This window comes from Plantactinospora sp. CA-294935 (assembly GCF_050936445.1).
Lineage (GTDB): Bacteria > Actinomycetota > Actinomycetes > Mycobacteriales > Micromonosporaceae > Plantactinospora.
In genome coordinates this window covers 8,906,233-8,922,562 of the sequence record NZ_JBNJMU010000001.1, presented here as the reverse complement: position 1 = coordinate 8,922,562, position 16,330 = coordinate 8,906,233, and the positions used below count along the sequence as shown (strand labels likewise).

Here is a 16,330-nt window from a genome sequence, read left to right as displayed (position 1 = left end):
CCGTATGCGTTATGCTGACTACAGTATGCAATTTCACATGAGGCTGACAAGCCTCGACTGTTCCCGGAGTCGGTTCGGTGCACCCTTACCGACGGAGCTACCAGCGGATACGGATCTTCAGCACGACCGGTAGCCGGGGTTCCGGGCATGCGAACCGAAACGATGGCCGACGGTGTGACGGTCGCCGCCGCAGCGATGGGGGAGAGCCGGACCGGCACCGGTGCCGCCACCCGGACGAGCACCTCCGGCCGGAAGCCGGTGCCGCTCGCGGCTGCTCGGTGTCAGATCGCCGTGGTCCGGGGGATCACCGGAGCGTCGTTGACGTCCGGACCGAAGAACTTGAACACCACGAGGTCCCGCTCGCCGGTGTTCTGCACCGGGTGCGGCGCGGTCGCCACGTCGTACGAGACGAGCAACTCGTCGCGGTCGGCGTCGCCGCCGCGTACGTCGTGGCCGCAGTACCGTCCGGTGCCGGACCAGACGAGGATCGAGTACACCCCGCGCTCCGTGCAGCGGTAGGTCCGGCCGGGCGGCACCACGAGCTTCTTTCCGCTGAACTTCGGCGTGTTGTAGAAGATCCACCACTCCCGGCCGCCGTCCGTCGCACCGTCGGGGTCGACCGGGTGCGGCGGCAGGTGGTTGTTCTCGTAGAAGTACGGATCACCGTTGAGTTCCCACTCCACGAAGCCGAGCGGGAACCGCTCGCCGTGCGCCTGCCGGTCCTGTGGCCGGACGTCCTTGAAGAGCAGCTCCTTGGAGATGATCCGGCCGGCGTTGAGCGCCTGGAACATGGCGAAGACGTCGGAGTCCTCCTGGAGTTCCACGGTCAGCGCGGTGCCGGGCGCGTGCAGCACCCCGGACGGCACCGCGAAGCCGTCGTCGGGGACCTGGAGGTAGGCCCGGGCGTGCCGGAGGATCAGGTCGCTGTCCCAGTCGACCAGGTACGGCAGCAGCACCTCGTACGCCCGCTCCCGGACGATCCACGGGTGCACCCCGAAGAACGTCTCCGGGTGCGGGCCGCTCTCCACTCCGGCGGGGAAGTGGTAGGCCTCGTCCTTCGAGCGCCGCCCGACCAGCTCGGCGAAGCGCTGCGGTGGATGGATGTGGTACGGGATCCGTGCGCCGTAGTCGAGCAGCTTGGCGAGCCGGCCGAGCCCGTGCGGGTGGCTCGCCGCGTACGCCGCGCCCATGATGGCGGCCGGATCGGCGCGTACCGCGTCGCGCAGCGTCAGCCGGGCCCGCCCGTCGCGGTCGACGACGTGCCCGAGCCCCTCGTCGGGCGGACCGATCCGGTTGTCGGCCCGGGTGGTCGAGCCGAGCCAGCGCTCGCAGACGAAGCCCCGCTCGCCGAGGTCGTAGGCGTCCTCGGCCAGGCCGAGCCGGCGGCCGGGCGGCACCAGGTCACGGGCGACGAAGGCGGGTGCGAGTCGGAGCACCCCGTCGCCGTCGTTCAGGAGTTCCTCGACCAGCGCCCGGGCCGCGCCGGTCGAGCGGCTGTCGTTTTCGGTCAACCCTTCAGTCCGCTCATCGATATGCCCTGGATGAACCGGCGTTGGAACACCAGGAAGGTGACAATCATGGGAAGTGTGGCGACGACCGAGCCGGCCATCAGCAGGTTCCAGGATGTCCGATTCTTCACCACGAACAGGGCCAAACCCAGCGGAGCCGTGTATTTGTCCGAGCTGGAGATGACGATCAGGGGCCAGAGGAAGTCCTCCCAGGCATAGGTGAAGGTGAAGATCGCCGTGGCGGCGAGGGCGGGACCGCAGAGCGGCAGCACCACCCGCCAGAAGACCCGGAACTCCCTGGCGCCGTCGATCCGGGCCGCGTCCAGCAACTCGTCGGGAATGGCCAGCATGTACTGGCGGAGCAGGAAGATGCCGAACGCGCTGACCGCGCCGGGCAGGATCAGCCCCCAGTACGAGTCGAGCCAGCCGTGCCCGCCGGCCCCGAGCGCGTCGTTGCCGCCGAAGAACGGTACGTGCTTGAGCACCAGGTAGTTCGGGATCAGGGTCACCTGCGGCGGCACCATCATGGTGGCCAGGAAGAGCAGGAAGATCGCGTCCCGGCCGGGGAACTTCCGCTTCGCGAAGGTGTACGCGGCCAGCGAGTTGAAGAACAGTTGCAGCACGGTGACCGAGGTGGCCACGAAGGCGCTGTTCAGGAACCACCGCCAGGCGCCCTCGCTGCCCTGGGCCAGTTCGCCGGCCTTGCCGATGCCGAAGAAGCCCTTGTAGCCGTCCAGGGTCGGGTTCTCCGGGATCCACTGCGGCGGCCAGGAGAAGATGTCGCCGACGTGCTGGAACGAGGCGCTGACCAGCCAGGCGAACGGTGCGACGAAGAGGATCGCGCCGGGCACCAGGATGAGATAGCAGACGGCCAGCCAGAGCCGGCGTCCCAGCACCGGCCGGCGGGCCGGTCCGGAGGTGCGGGCCGGTGCGGTCGGCGCTACCGGGGGATCCGGCACGGTGGCGGTCACGGCGGCTCCTCGGTTCGGGTCGCTCACAGGTCCGCCCTCCGGTACAGCCGGAGCTGGATCGCCGTGAAGACCAGCAGGAGTACGAACAGCCCGTACGCGAGCGTGCTGGCGTACCCCATCTCGTAGAACTTGAAGGCGGCCTCGTAGATGTAATAGACCATCGTGGTGGTCCGGTTGACCGGGCCGCCGCCGGTCATGATGTAGATCTGGGTGAACACCTGGAACGAGCCGATGATCCCCATCACCATCAGGAACAGCGTCGACGGGGCCAGCATCGGCAGCGTCACGTGGCGGAACCGGGCCCACGGACCGGCGCCGTCGATCCGGGCCGACTCGTAGAGCTGGGTCGGGATGGCCTGCAACGCCGCCAGGTAGACCACCATCGAGAAGCCGACGCTGGCCCAGACGCTCATCAGCACCACTGCCGGCATCGCCAGGTTCTTGTCGGACAGCCAGACCAGCGGCTGGCTGATCAGGTGAGTCTTCAGCAGGTAGAAGTTGATCGGGCCGAAGTCACCGTTGTAGAGCCATTTCCAGACGATGGCCGCCACCACGAACGGGGTGATGTTGGGCAGGAAGTAGAGGGTACGCAGCAGGCCGCGACCCCGGATCGGCTGGTTGAGCAGCAGGGCGACGCCCAGCCCGACGGCCATGCCGAGCGGTACCGAGGCGCCGGTGAAGTAGGCGGTGTTGATGATCGACCGGCGGAAGTCCTCGTCCTGCACCATGTCGCGGTAGTTCTGCAGCCCGACGAAGGGCTTCTCCGGCTCCAGGATGTTCCACTCCCGGAACGTCAGGTAGAACGCGAAGCCGAGCGCGAAGACGGTGAAGACCGAGAAGAGGATCAGTCCGGGAGCCAGGAAGGCGTACGCCGACCGCTCCCGCCAGGCCCGCCGGAGCTTGCCGGGTACGCTCATCGGATGATCTTCTCGGCCTCCGCCGCGGCCGCGTCGAGTGCCTGGGCGGCCGTCTGCTCGCCGTAGATCGCCTTGGCGAGCTGCTCGTTGAGGGCTTCCTCGATCTTCGGCCAGTCGGGGTTGGCGAAGACGTTGCTGACCCCGCACTTCATGGCGGCGGCGAAGCCCTCCAGCACCGGCTTGGTCTTCACCAGGTCGGGGGAGTCCAGCAGGCTGGTGATCGGCGGGAGGGTGGTGCCGTCCTCGGACTTGTAGGTCCACTGGGCGACGTTCTCGGGCTTGGAGAGGAACTCGATGAACTTCCAGGCGGCGTCGGCCTGCTCGCTCTGGCTGAAGATGACCAGCGCGTCGCCGGCGATCGTGGTGCCGCAGCCGGCCGAGCCCTGCGGCAAGGGCGCGGTGGCCCACTTGCCGTCGATCGCCGGGAACTCGTCGGCGAGGGTGCCGGCGAACCACGAGCCCGCGACGTACATCCCGACCTGGCCGTTGGCGAACGCCTGGCGGCCGTCGTACGAGTTGGAGTTGAGGTAGTCCTTGGGCGCGTACTTCGCCAGGTTGACGTAGTACTCGGCGGCCCGCTTCCCCTCGTCCTTGTTGAACAGCACCTCCTTGCCGTCGTCGGAGAGCAGCTTGCCGCCGTTCTGCCACAGCCAGGGGTACCAGTAGTACGCCGCCTCCGGGGAGCTGGCGAACATCGCGTGGCCGTAGGTCCGCTTCGCCGGGTCGGTGAGCGCCTTCGCCGCGGCCTCGTACTGCTCCCAGGTGGTGGGCGGCCCGGTCAGGCCGGCGGCGGCGAACAGGTCGGTCCGGTAGAAGAGCGCGGTCGACTCGCCGTCGAAGGGCAGCCCGTACATGCTGTCCTCGTAGGTGGTGAAGGTCTTGAACGCCGGCACGTAGGCGTCGGCCTTCACGATCTCGCTGCGTCGCAGGTAGTTGTCGAGGTTGACCAGGGCCTTGCGGGAGGCGAAGTTGGCCGTGGTGCTGGCGTCGATGAAGGCCACGTCCGGCGGGTTGCCTCCGGCGACCTGCGCGGTCAGCTTCTCGTTCGCCTCCTCGGCGGGTACGTTCTGTAGTTCGATCTTGATGTTGGGATGCTCGGTCTGGAACTGCTGGACCAGCTTCTTCATCTCCGGCTGCTCGCCGACCCAGGAGGCGAACGAGATGGTGACCGGCGCGGTCGGCTCGGGGACGGGACCCTCGCCGGCACCGTGCTCGGTGGCGGACGAACCGCCGGTGGAACAGCCGACCAGGGCCGAGGCGGCGGTGATGGCCGCCGCGACCACCGCGAGGAACCTGCGGGGCGAGCGATGCTTCATCGGATCAGCTCCCTATGTCGTTGCCGCCAATGTGGTGGGACCACGGCTGTACCTAGGTGCAAAACGTTTGGCATGCTGCGGCTAGGGTCATCTGCCCGGCCGGCGATGTCAAGAGATCTCGGGTAACAAACGCAACAGCCTGGTAATCAGCGGTTCACCTGGCCGCGGTCAGCCGGGATCGGGCGCCGCCGGCTCGTCCGGCGGCGACGGATCCGGGGTACGACCGGCGGACGGTGCCGCGCCGAACCGCCGCCGGTACGCGCGCCCGAAGTGCGAGGGACTGTTGAAGCCCGCCGCGTGGCAGATCTCGGTCACCCCGAGGCTCGTCGAGGCGAGCAGCGACCGGGCGAAGCGCAGCCGCCGGGCCTGGAGATAGCTCTGGAACGACGTGCCGACCACCTGGCCGAACCGTTCGCTGAAGTAGTTCGGCGACAGGTGCACGTACGCCGCCACCTCGGCCAGGGTCAGCGGCTCGCGGAACCGCCGCTCGATGTACTGCACCGCCCGCCGGATGTCGCCGCCGGCCGGATCCGCGCCGCCCCGTGGCCCGGCTGGCGCCTCCGCCCCCGCCGTGACCGGATCAGCGCAGTGCCGGGCGAGTTCGATCAGGATGCACCCGAGCACGGCGTCGGCCAGCGCCGCCGCGCCGGGGCGCCGGCCGGAGGACTCCCGCCAGAGCCGGTCGAAGTCGGGGCCGAACGACGGGTCGTCGGTCAGCCAGGGCGGGCCGGCGACGCCGGGCGGGGCCGGCAGGGCCCGGTCCAGCCACCGCTCCGCGACATCCGGCTCGACGACGACGTTGTAGCAGGTCAGCGGCGTCTCCGAGGTGACGTGCAGTTCGTGGAAGTCGGTCGGGGTGAGCAGGAAGACGCCGCCCGGCCGGAGTGGCCGGGATACCCCGTTGACCACGTGCCGGGCGGTGCCGCCCAGGACGTAGCCGAGTTCGTAGTAGTCGTGCCAGTGCGCCGGTACGTCCCGTAGCTGCGGGCGCATCACCTGTACGCCGGAACCGCCCGCCACCAGCCCGTCGGCGACCAGCCCGTCGATCATGTACCGGTCGAGGAGTCGGGTCACCCGGGTTCCTCCGTCCGGTCCTCGCAGGAAAACGTTTTGCTACCGTACGGACCGACACCGCAGCGGTCAACGATGCGAGAGGGCGAGGTCGATGTCCGAGACACGCCCGCCGGCACCCGGGCCCGACGAGACCCGGGTGACCCTGGTGCAGGTGGCGAAGCTGGCCGGGGTGAGCCCGACCACCGTCTCCCACGTGCTCTCCGGCAAGCGCTGGGTCGCCGAGGCCACCCAGGAGACCGTCCGCGAGGTGATCCGGCAGCTCGGCTACCGCCCCAACAACGTGGCGCGGAGCCTGCGTACCCGGCGGTCCCGGATGGTCGCGGTGGTCGTACCGGACATCACCAACCCGTTCTACGCGGTACTCACCCGCGGGCTCGCCGACGCGGTGGACGGGGCCGGCTACGGCAGCTACGTCTGCAACACCGACGGCGTACCGGAACGGGAGGACGCCTTCCTGGCCGACGTGCGCGACCGGGGCGTGGACGGGGTGGTGATGGCGGCCGGCGACGTCACCGCCGAGCTGCGTACCGGTCCGGCCGGCCTCGGCATCCCCGCCGTCTGCGTCGGCGGCGCCCTCGACGACGACCCGCACGTCGACCTGGTCACCCCGGACGACGGGGTCGGTTCGCACGCCGCCGTCAGCCACCTGATCCGGCGGGGCGCCCGCCGGATCGGCATGATCGAGGGGCCGGAGGCGACCGGCTCGGCGCGCGACGAGGGGTACCGGCGGGCCCTGCGCGAGCACGGGCTCGCGGTCGAGCCGGAGCTGATGGTGCGCGGCGACTGGACCCGGCCGGGTGGCCGGGCCGCGATGCACCGGCTGCTGGCGCTGCCGCCCGAGCGCCGTCCGGACGCGGTGTTCTGCGCCAACGACCTGACCGCGATCGGCGCCATCGACGCCGCACACGAACGGGACCTGACCGTGCCGGACGACGTCGCCGTCGTCGGGTTCGACGACGTGGACGCGGCCACCATCGTCAACCCGCCGCTCACCACGGTGCGCAACCCGGCGTACCAGACCGGGCAGAGCGCCGGGGAACTGCTGCTCAGCCGGATGACCGGCGAGTACACCGGGGAGGGCCGCACCATCGTGCTGCCCTGCCCGCTGGTGGTCCGGCGCTCCGCCTGACGGACGCTGCTATGGTGCGTCAGTCGAAGGTCACCGTCGCCTTCGCGAAGCCCGGCGGCTTGTCCCGGGCGGCGCGGAAGGCGGCGTCCACCTCCGCCAGCGGAAACCGGTGCGTGACCAGGGTGCGCAGCGAGACGGCCCCGGAGACGAGCAGCCGCATGCCGACGGTCATCCCGCGCATGATGGTGCCGACGTCCCGGTAGTGCGCGTTGACGATGCCGAAGGCCATCCAGTTCCAGTGCGCCAGGTTGATCTGGCGCGGCCGGCCCTGGTGGAAGCCGACCAGCACGATCCGGCCGCTCATCCGGGTCACCTCGCCGACCGCGTCCAGCGCCGCCTGCCCGCCGGTGCACTCGAACGTCAGGTCCGCGCCCCGCCCGCCGGTCAGTTCGCCGACCACCTCGGCCAGGGACTCGTGCCGGACGTCCACCACCCGGGTCGCGCCGAGCGCCCGGGCCCGGTCCAGCGCGTCCGGCCGGGTGTCGGCCACCACGAGCTGCCGGATCCCGCGCAGCCGGACCAGCGACTGCACCAGGTTGCCCATGAAGCCGGCACCGATCAGCACGACGTCGTCGCCGAGCCGCACGTCGGCCTCCTCCACCGCGTTGACCGCGCAGGCCAGCGGCTCGGCCAGCACCTCGTCCAGCGGTACGTCGCCGGCCGGTCGGCAGTGCGCGGCCTTGGCGGCCACGTACTCGGCGAAGCCGTGCGAGGTGACCCAGACCCCGACCGGGTCACCCACGGCGAACGAGTCGACCTCGGCGCCGACCGCGGCGACGGTGCCGCTCACCTCGTGGCCGAGATGCCGGGGGTAGTCGACCGGCGGGTCACCGGCCCAGGCGGCGAGTTCCGAGGCGCAGACCCCGCTGGCCGCGACCCGGACCAGCAGCTCGTCCGGGCCGACCTCCGGCGGCGGTACCTCGGCGATCTCGAACCGCTCCGGACCGGTCAGCACCGCTATCCGCATCCCTGGACCCCTCTCCTCAACCCGCTGCCGGGCCGGCCGTGAAGACCACGATGGCGTACGGGCCGAGTGCGTCGAGCCGCACCGTGTGGAAGCCGCCGTCGACCCGTACGTCGAGCGGGGTGACCGTGCCGTCGCAGCCGTACGCGGTGGCCGCCGGCAGCCGTTCCGGCAGCCGTACCCGAAGGTCGAGGTCGGTGACCGGGCGTACCCGGTCGTCGGCGGCCCGGTAGTCGTAGTTCACCAGGTGCACGGCGGCCGACCCGTCCGCCAGCCCGGCGATGTTCGCCGCGACGGTGGCGGTGCCGCCGGGCGCGCGAAGTTCGACCTGCCGGCCGTGCGGCAGCAGCGTCGCCAGGTCCTCCGGCCCGGATCCGGTCAGCCCCGGGTGGCCGAGCAGCGCCGACCGGTCGCCGTCGTCGAGGTTCTCGCCGAGCCCGCCGATCCGGACCACCCGGCCGCCGCCGTCCAGGTAGCCGCGCAGCGCCGCCACCTGCACCGGGGTCAGGTGGGTGCAGGCCGGCAGCAGCACGGTGGGGTAGCGCCGCAGGTCGTCGGCGGTGATCCGGTCCGGCGCCGTGCGGTCGTCGGGGAAGAGCAGCACGTCGAAGGGTACGGCGGCGCCGGCCAGCGCCGAGGTCACCTCCCGGTACGGCACCCGTACGCTCTCGTCCCGGGCGTTGCGCAGGTTGTCGCCGATGTCGGCCCGGGCGACCAGGTCCCGGTTGCTCTCCACGCTGTAGACCACCGCCACCTCGTTGCGGCTGCGCCGGGCGAAGAGCCGCTCGTGGTCGGCGAGGAACCCCTGGATCTCGGCCGCCACCTCGTGCGGGACGTAGAACGAGTCTTCGATGGTGGCACCCATCCAGGAGCCGTACGGCACCGCCATGTTCACCCCGAACGCGGCCGCCTCGTAGCAGGACAGCCGCAGCAGGTCGTGCCCCCGGCCGTTCTTGAGCAGCTCGACCAGCTCCGGCACCACCCCGCCGTACGGGTTCTCCACCACGATGACGTCCTTGTCCCCGGCGAAGCCGGCGACGTAGCGGTACCACTCCGGCTGCCGGTGGGTGGTGTTGCGCATCTCGGTGACGATCACGTCGACGTCGTCGGCGAGTCCGAGGTACTGCGGGTCCATGTTGAAGAAGTTGCCGGAGACCAGCACCTTCCGCCCCTTGCCCGCCGCGTACTGCCGGGCGTGCGCGGCCAGCTCGGCGAAGTGCCGGCGGATCGCGTCGCACTGGTACCGGTAGTAGGCCCCGAACAGCGGTGTCGCGTCGTGCCGGTCGGTGAAGTCGTAGCCGCGCTCCAGCAGCCAGTCGCCGTAGTGGAACGTCTCCAGGTCGACCCCGTCCAGCAGCGGGTCGCGTTCCTCCGGCGGCAGCCCGGACAGGTACGCCCGGAAGCCCTTCATGCAGTCCTTGCAGAAACAGCCGCCGTACTGGAGCGAGCCGAGCGGCAGCTCCGTCTCGTCGAGCTGTACGCCGTCCACGCCCGCGTCGATCTGGATCCGGATGACCGCCTTGAGGTACTCGCGCCAGACCGGGTTGTTCCGGTCCATGTAGAAGCACTGGTGCTCGCGGTCCGGGCACTCGACCCAGCGGGCGTGCAGGGCGGTCTGCCGGATGTCCCGGGCGCAGCACTCCTCGATCAGGTCGGTCACCGGCTCGCCGTCGCTGTTGACCAGGCCGCCCGGAAAGTAGTGCTCGACCGGCTTCCAGAGCAACGGATAGCGGTTCTGGCCGAACTCCCGCAGCCCGAGCCAGTCCCGGTGCCCGACCCCGCGCAGTTCGTTGAGGGCGAGGACCTCGTCCTCGTCGGCGGTCAGCTCGACCGGGAACTCCCAGCCCTGCGCCTCGAAGACGATTCCGAAGACCTTGATGCCCCGGGCCTGGGCGGCGGCGATGAACTCGCTGTCGTTGACGAAGCCGTAGAACCGGGCCCGGGCGTCGACCGGGCCGAACGCCTCCTGTTCGAGGTAGGGCAGCGAGATCGAGCCGCCGCCGAGAGAGGCCCAGACCAGCGTGGTGGCCCGGTAGTCGACCAGGTCGTCGATCATGCGGAGCCGCCGGGGCGGCAGGCTCGGGTGGTAGCAGTGCTGTCGGGGGAACCAGGCGTCGAAGTACACGCCACGTTGCATGCCTCGGGCTCCTTGCGCGGTGGGGGCGGTGGGTGGGTGGATGGATACGGGTCGGCGGGTCAGGCGACGAGCAGCGGGCCGAGGGTGCGCTCGGCGATCACCAGGCCCTGCCGGACCCGCTCCGGTGAGCCGGACCAGACCGGGTCCTCGTGCTCCACCGAGACGAAGCCCGAATATCCGCCCTCGTAGAGGACGTCGACCAGCCGGCGCCAGTCCACCTCGCCGAGGCCGGGGACCCGGTAGCGCCACCAGCCGCTGGTCCACGGCGACGGCTTCCCGACGAGCTGGCCGAAGACCCCGAACCGGTTCCGGGCGGCGGCGTCGACCTGCACGTCCTTGGCCTGCACGTGCCGGACCAGGTCGAGGTGCCCGGTCAGCGCCGCGACCGGGTCGATGCCCAGCCAGACCAGGTGGGACGGGTCGAAGTTGAGGAAGAGGCCGAGCCCGCCCAGCCAGTCCCACAGCTCCGGCGAGTACGCCAGGTTCGCCGGGTAGCCGTCCGGGTGCCAGCCCTCCATCGGGCAGTTCTCCACGACGAGCCGTACGCCCCGGTCCGCCGCGTACGCCACCAGGGGCGGCAGGATCTCCTCGGCGAGCCGCAGGTTCTCGGTCACCGTGCGGGTGACGTCCCGGCCGACGAAGGTGCCGACGTGCTCGCAGCCGAGCAGCGCGGCGGCGTCCACGCAGCGGCGCAGGTGCCGGTGGATCCGTTCCCGGGTGGCCGGGTCGGCGTGCAGGTTGTTCTCGTAGTAGGCCACCGCCGAGACGGTGAGGCCGTGCCCGGCCAGCAGGGCGCGGACCTGGTCCGCCTCGGCCGCGTCGAAGCCGTGTACGTCGAGGTGGCTCGCCTGCCACGGCCGGTCGGGCTCGCGGGGCCAGGCCGCCACCTCCAGCCCCTGGTAGCCGTGCCCGGCGGCCCACCCGGCGATCGCGTCGAGCGGTTCGCCGGGCAGGCAGGCGGTGAGCAGCCCGAGCCTCACCGCGGGCCCGGCTGGTAGGTGTTGCCGGCGCTGTCCCGGCCCCGGGCCAGCCAGATCTGCCAGCCCTCGTTCTCCGGCACCGGCAGCACCTTCACCGAGGCCGGGAAGTACCGCATGGTGTAGCCGGTGCGCCGGACATCGCTGGTGTTCGGCCGGGCGCCGTGGATGATCCGCCCGTCGTGCAGCGAGCACTGCCCGCGTTCCAGTTCGAAGTAGACCGCCCGGCTCTCGTCCACTCCGGGGATCTCGGCGTGGAAGGTCTGCACGGTCTTGTCGGTCGGCACGTACTCGGAGAAGCCGCCGCCGTCGTGACTGCCCGGGATGACCCGCATGCAGCCGTTCTCCCGGTTGCTCGGGCCGAGCGCGAGCCAGACGGTGACGATCCGGTCGTACTCGCTGAGCCGGCCGTTCCAGTAGGCGCTGTCCTCGTGCCAGGGGGTGGCCCGGCCGACCAGCGGGTCCTTCGAGATGAAGTGGCTGGTCCAGAGCGCGATGTCCGGCCCGACCAGCGGTTCGACCAGGTCGAGCACCTCGTCTGCGAGCAGGAAGTCCAGCAGTCGGGGGTCCCGGAAGTGCGGGGTGTCGAGTTCGTCGGAGAGCTTGTCGCCCTTGTCGGCGAGGTGCTCGGTAAAGATCTGTTCCAGCGTGTCCAGCTTCTCGGCGGAGAAGAGCTGGGCGCGGTTGAGGTAGTAGCCGTTCGTCCGGTAGAAGTCGACATCCTGCGGGGTCAGCACCGCACACCTCCTGATAACCGTGGCCGCCGTCGACGGTGGCGACCGGTGGTGGCCGCCGCCGTCGGCGGTGACCTCGTCGGACTCGACGCTAGGCGAGTCGCCGGGGCCGGCGCGGCGACTATCTCCGGCGGGACTCGACCTATCTTCGGTTCTGCCTCACGCCCGGCTGCCCGGCGGGGCCGCCATCACCCGGATCAGCTCGGCGAACAGCTCCAGATCCTCGACGAAGTCCTCCGGTCCGGTCTTCGGGTCACCGCCCTTGGTGACGACCTCGTGGAAGTACTCCAGCTCGTGCGTGTAGGGGTCCTTCAGGTGCGGGCGGGACACCGACCGGTGCAGTCCGGCGCCGCGGGTCTGCTCGGTGACCAGGGTGGTGGGGAAGTGCCGCAGGTACGGGGTGTCGTACTGCACCCGCAGCGTCGCGTGCTCGCCGTACACCTCGATGTGCGCGTCGAACCGGAGCTGCTCGTCGACGCCGGTCTCGTAGGTGACCAGGAAGTCGTCGTACTCCAGCAGGGCGGCCAGGAACCGGCCGTCCCGCCACTGCCGGGCGGCGGCCACCCCGCGCGGCCGGCCGAGAAGTTCGCGCATCGCCGACAGGTCGTGGCTGCCCAGCCCGCAGAGCAGCCGGTACGCCCCGGCGAGCACGTCGGGCACCTCGCCCAGCGCGTCCGCGACCAGCGCCCGCCCTCTGGCCCAGCGCGCCTCGACGGCCGACCGGGGCACGTCGGTGGGTCGGTCCACCAGCACCGTCTGGTCGATGATCAGTTGGTTGCGCCCGATGATGTCGTGCACCCGGGCGTAGTTGATCGGGCCCAGCTCGCCGATCCGCCGGGTCGCCTCGACGAACGCGGGGGCGAACCGCCGCATGTAGCCCACCATCACGGTGGCGCCGGAGCGGTCCCGGGCCGCGATGATCTGCTCGGCCTCGCGCGGGCTGAGACACATCGGCTTCTCCACCAGCACGTGCACGCCCCGGTCGAGCGCCGCGACCACCGCCTCGGCGTGGTACTCGTCGCTGTTGAGCACGAGGACGCAGTCCAGCTCGTTGCGGTCGAGCATCTCGGTGACGTCGGCGTGCCGGTGCGGTACGCCGTAGCCGCCGCCGACCCGGTCGAGCAGGCCGGGGGAGATGTCGCAGACGGCGGTGACGTCGTAGAGCTCGGGGAGCGAGCGCAGGACCGGGAGGTGGATGACCTGGGCCACCTCACCCAGTCCGACGACCCCCAGGGAAAGCCGACTCACGCGGGACCCCTTCCGTCATGCAAAACGTTTGGCTACGGGTCGCGGGCAGCGTAACCGGTCCGAATCGAGCCGGGCAACAGATCCGGCGCCGGTCTCTTGCCGCCGGTGCGGGCCGGTCGTAGGCTCCCTGCCACAGGTCGAACAAATCGTTTTGCAACTCTCGTGGCACCGTCCCTGCGAGGAGGCAATCCCATGAACGACACGCGCCTGTCCCGCCGATCCCTGATCCTCGGTGCGGCCGGAGCCGCCGGCCTGGCCAGTGGCGCCCTCGCGGTGGCCGGCCCGGCCACCGCCGGCCGGAACCGCGCACCCCGCCCGCCGCTGTGGAAGCTCGCCAGGCCCAACGGCCTCGCCTTCGGCACCTCGCTGGCGACCTGGCACATGCCCGACACCCCCTACCTCGACCTGGTCGGCCGGGAGGCGACCCTGCTCTTCACCGAGGACGACCTGCTCTGGTACCGGCTCAAGCCCACCCCGGACGCGGAACTCGACTTCAGCTACGCCGACCAGATCATCGGGTACGCCGAGAGCCAGCGGATGCGGGTCTTCGGCGCACACCTGGTCTGGGACGAGGGGTTCGGCGAGGGCTGGACCGAGGACGACCTGTGGGGGATGGCCGAGCAGCAGGCGCGCGAACTCCTCTTCGGCACCGCCGAGGCGGTGGTCCGGCGCTACCGTGGCCGGGTCGACGCCTGGAGCGTGGCCAACGAGGTGACCAGTCCGGAGGGGCAGCGCGGATTCCGCACCGACGTGCCGTGGTGGGAGACGATCGGGCCGTCGTACGTCGCCGAGGCGTTCCAGGTCGCGCACGACGCCGACCCGTCGGCGGTACTGGTGCTCAACGAGTTCGGCTTCGAGACCGTCAACGAGTACGGCGACGAGCCCGGTCCCCGGCGCCGGGCCACCCTCCAGGTCATCGACAGGCTGCTCGCCGACGGTGTGCCGGTGCACGCGCTCGGGGTGCAGGCGCACCTGCTGGCCGACCGGTTCGCCGACCGGTTCGCGGCGAACGCCTACCTGAACTGGTTCTCCGAGGTCGCCGACCGGGGGCTGGACATCCTGATCACCGAACTCGACGTACTCGACGACGGGCTGCCCGCCGACGTCGCCGTCCGGGACGCGGCCGTCGCCGACGTCTACCGGCGCTACCTCGACGTGACACTCTCGCACCAGGCGGTGAAGGCGGTGATGGCCTTCGGGCTCACCGACCGGTACACCTGGCTGGAGGAGGACTATCCGCGCGAGGACGGCGCGCCGCGCCGGCCGCTCGCCTACGACGACGAACTCGCGGCCAAGCCGGCGTACCGGGCGATCGCCGACGAGCTCGAAGCCGCGCCCCGTCGCCGACCACTGTGGACGGTGCCGGCCTGACTGTCGGCCACCGCGTTTTCGCCGGGCGGCAGCGTCGGTGTCGGCCAGCACGCGGAGCCGAAGCCTCGTTGGCCGCCGCTGATCCGGGGACCGCTCAGCCGGCGGCGTCGACCACCTCGAAATAGTGGTCGAGGACCGCCTGCGGGCGTACCTCGACGGCGACCTCGTGCGGCCCCAACCCGGCAGCCGGGCTGTTTCCGCCGTCCGCCGGTCGGAAGGTGGTGGTCCCGGCGGCCGGCCCGAGGTCGGTGTCGACGGAGACCTCGCCCGGTGCGAAGGTGCACAGCGATGGTGCGAAGAGTGTGGCTGCGGCAAGTGGGTCGTGGAAGGTGACCTCCGGCCGCTCCGCGAACCAGGACGCCGCCATGTCGGCCACCGGCCGCAGCAGCGGGTTGGCGCAGCGCTCCAGGAAGGCGCCGGCGTCCATCCGCACCCGGGTGGTGACGTCCAGGCCGACCGAGCGGTGCACCGCCACCGGCGTGGCGTAGACCCGGGCGGCGGCGTACGGGTCGCAGTGGATGTTCCACTCCGGGCCGGGTACGGAGGTGAAGGCGCCGCCCATCAGCACCAGCGAGCGCAGCAGCGCGGGAACCTCCGGGTCGACCGCGAAGAGCAGTGCCACGTTCGTCAGCGGCCCGATCGCCAGCAGGGTCACCTCGCCCGGGTGGGCGCGGATGGTCTGCCGCAGGAACTCCACCGCCGCTCCGGTCGGAAACGAGGTCTCGTGCTCCCATCGGGCCAGCGCGGCGGCCTGCGGCGGCGGACCCTGCACCGGCGGGCTCGCGAGCGGCTCGGCGGCGCCGGGGAGGATCGGCACGCTCCGCCCGGCCGCCCGGCACAGTACGCTGGCCAGCGCCGCCCGGGCCTCCGGTTCGGCGCTGACCGTGGTGATGCCGAGCAGGTCGCAGCCCGGCTGCGCCAGCAGGTACGCGAGGCAGACGGCATCGTCGATGTCGTTGCCGATGTCGGTGTCCAACAGGACGAGGCTTCGTTCGGCCATGGTCGGTCCATTATCCAGTTCGTCCGGCGGAGGTCAGGCCGGCCGGCTCAAGGAACTCTTCAGGCCGACGGGGCGCCCGGGGGCTCAGCGGATCCGGGCGACCGCGCCGTACATGCAGATGTCGACCGGTTCGGGTGGGATGCTGCCGGGTGCCGGTCGCCAGTGCCCGATCGGCACGACCCCCGGCTCGACCAGGTCCAGGCCGGTGAAGAACCGGGTGAACTCGCCCAGGCTGCGGGGCCGGCTCAGCCCGCCGGAGGCGGCGTTCGCCTCCTCCAGTTTCGCGACGGTCTCCGCCGGCACCCCGTCGTAGGTGCCGTGCGACATGACGACGTAGCTTCCGGAGGGCAGCGCGGCGACGAGCCGGCCGACGACGCCGTACGGGTCCTCGAAGTCGCGGACGAAGTGCAGGATCGCGACCAGCGTCAACCCGACCGGCTGGCGCAGATCGAGGGTGGCGTGCAGTTCCGGGGCGTCCAGGATCGACTCCGGCTCCCGCAGGTCCCGCTCGATGTATGCGCTGCGGCCCTCCGGCGAGGAGGTCAGCAGGGCACGGGCGTGCGACATCACCAGCGGGTCGTTGTCCACGTAGACGACCCGGGACTCGGGTGCGATCCGCTGGGCGACCTCGTGGGTGTTGTCGGCGGTCGGTAGCCCGGTGCCGATGTCGAGGAACTGCCGGATGCCGACCTCGCCGGCCAGGAACCCGACCGCGCGTCGCAGGAAGCGGCGGTTCTCCTGTGCGGCCCGCTTGACCGTCGGGAAGACGGCGGCGACCTGGTCGCCGGAGATCCGGTCGGCGGCGAAGTTGTCCTTGCCGCCCAGCCAGTAGTTGTACCGGCGGGCGGGGTGCGCCACGTTCGTGTCCAGCTTCGCGGCCGGACTGGTGTCGCTCACGGTACCTCCGAGGAGTCGGTTCACCGGTCGGGTCGGTCGAGTGGCCGAGGCGGCCGACCCGGGGCCGGACGTGGTGCCGGCGTACGG

14 protein-coding genes are annotated in these 16,330 nt (G+C 71.1%); 2 read left to right on the top strand and 12 right to left on the bottom strand.

Annotation, left to right across the window (positions count from 1 at the left end):
* Nucleotides 1-281: 281 nt before the first annotated feature.
* The 5 genes from ACQEVC_RS38880 to ACQEVC_RS38860 all read right to left on the bottom strand — a co-directional run bounded on the left by ACQEVC_RS38880 (nt 282) and on the right by ACQEVC_RS38860 (nt 5,786).
* Nucleotides 282-1,511, bottom strand: coding sequence for a hypothetical protein (locus ACQEVC_RS38880; protein ID WP_432888433.1), 1,230 nt, complete (start codon nt 1,509-1,511; stop codon nt 282-284).
* On the bottom strand, nt 1,508-2,479 hold the full coding sequence (locus tag ACQEVC_RS38875) for a carbohydrate ABC transporter permease (protein WP_432888431.1): 972 nt from the start codon (nt 2,477-2,479) through the stop codon (nt 1,508-1,510). The genes ACQEVC_RS38880 and ACQEVC_RS38875 overlap by 4 nt, the downstream gene beginning before the upstream one ends.
* A gap of 23 nt (nt 2,480-2,502) precedes the next feature.
* Entirely contained in the window at nt 2,503-3,396 is an 894-nt protein-coding gene (locus ACQEVC_RS38870) for a carbohydrate ABC transporter permease (protein WP_432888429.1), read from the bottom strand.
* Nucleotides 3,393-4,712 carry an ABC transporter substrate-binding protein gene (locus tag ACQEVC_RS38865; RefSeq protein ID WP_432888427.1) on the bottom strand — a complete coding sequence of 440 codons (1,320 nt, stop codon included), beginning with the start codon at nt 4,710-4,712 and terminating at the stop codon, nt 3,393-3,395. The genes ACQEVC_RS38870 and ACQEVC_RS38865 overlap by 4 nt, the downstream gene beginning before the upstream one ends.
* 168 nt (nt 4,713-4,880) lie before the next feature.
* Complete coding sequence (locus ACQEVC_RS38860; RefSeq protein ID WP_432888425.1) at nt 4,881-5,786, bottom strand: AraC family transcriptional regulator; 906 nt, start codon at nt 5,784-5,786, stop codon at nt 4,881-4,883.
* Between the two features lie 91 nt (nt 5,787-5,877).
* Between ACQEVC_RS38860 and ACQEVC_RS38855 the strand changes: the two genes are divergently transcribed.
* Nucleotides 5,878-6,915 carry a LacI family DNA-binding transcriptional regulator gene (locus ACQEVC_RS38855; protein ID WP_432888423.1) on the top strand — a complete coding sequence of 346 codons (1,038 nt, stop codon included), beginning with the start codon at nt 5,878-5,880 and terminating at the stop codon, nt 6,913-6,915.
* A gap of 19 nt (nt 6,916-6,934) precedes the next feature.
* Here the strand turns inward: ACQEVC_RS38855 and ACQEVC_RS38850 are convergent, their stop codons facing one another.
* The 5 genes from ACQEVC_RS38850 to ACQEVC_RS38830 all read right to left on the bottom strand — a co-directional run bounded on the left by ACQEVC_RS38850 (nt 6,935) and on the right by ACQEVC_RS38830 (nt 12,975).
* Nucleotides 6,935-7,882: a zinc-binding dehydrogenase gene (locus ACQEVC_RS38850; protein ID WP_432888421.1), complete on the bottom strand. Its 948-nt coding sequence runs from the start codon at nt 7,880-7,882 to the stop codon at nt 6,935-6,937.
* Nucleotides 7,883-7,898: 16 nt separating this feature from the next.
* Nucleotides 7,899-10,016: a hypothetical protein gene (locus tag ACQEVC_RS38845; RefSeq protein ID WP_432888419.1), complete on the bottom strand. Its 2,118-nt coding sequence runs from the start codon at nt 10,014-10,016 to the stop codon at nt 7,899-7,901.
* A 59-nt stretch (nt 10,017-10,075) separates the two neighbouring features.
* Nucleotides 10,076-10,996: a sugar phosphate isomerase/epimerase family protein gene (locus ACQEVC_RS38840; RefSeq protein WP_432888417.1), complete on the bottom strand. Its 921-nt coding sequence runs from the start codon at nt 10,994-10,996 to the stop codon at nt 10,076-10,078.
* Nucleotides 10,993-11,730, bottom strand: coding sequence for a phytanoyl-CoA dioxygenase family protein (locus tag ACQEVC_RS38835; RefSeq protein WP_432888415.1), 738 nt, complete (start codon nt 11,728-11,730; stop codon nt 10,993-10,995). The genes ACQEVC_RS38840 and ACQEVC_RS38835 overlap by 4 nt, the downstream gene beginning before the upstream one ends.
* A 156-nt stretch (nt 11,731-11,886) precedes the next feature.
* Entirely contained in the window at nt 11,887-12,975 is a 1,089-nt protein-coding gene (locus ACQEVC_RS38830) for a Gfo/Idh/MocA family protein (protein ID WP_432888413.1), read from the bottom strand.
* Nucleotides 12,976-13,167: 192 nt separating this feature from the next.
* Between ACQEVC_RS38830 and ACQEVC_RS38825 the strand changes: the two genes are divergently transcribed.
* On the top strand, nt 13,168-14,346 hold the full coding sequence (locus ACQEVC_RS38825; protein WP_432888411.1) for an endo-1,4-beta-xylanase: 1,179 nt from the start codon (nt 13,168-13,170) through the stop codon (nt 14,344-14,346).
* 94 nt (nt 14,347-14,440) lie between these two features.
* Here ACQEVC_RS38825 and ACQEVC_RS38820 read toward each other — a convergent pair whose 3' ends face one another.
* Nucleotides 14,441-15,346, bottom strand: coding sequence for a nucleoside hydrolase (locus tag ACQEVC_RS38820; RefSeq protein WP_432888409.1), 906 nt, complete (start codon nt 15,344-15,346; stop codon nt 14,441-14,443).
* 84 nt (nt 15,347-15,430) lie between these two features.
* Nucleotides 15,431-16,243, bottom strand: coding sequence for an SAM-dependent methyltransferase (locus ACQEVC_RS38815; RefSeq protein WP_432888407.1), 813 nt, complete (start codon nt 16,241-16,243; stop codon nt 15,431-15,433).
* Nucleotides 16,244-16,330 lie beyond the last annotated feature (87 nt).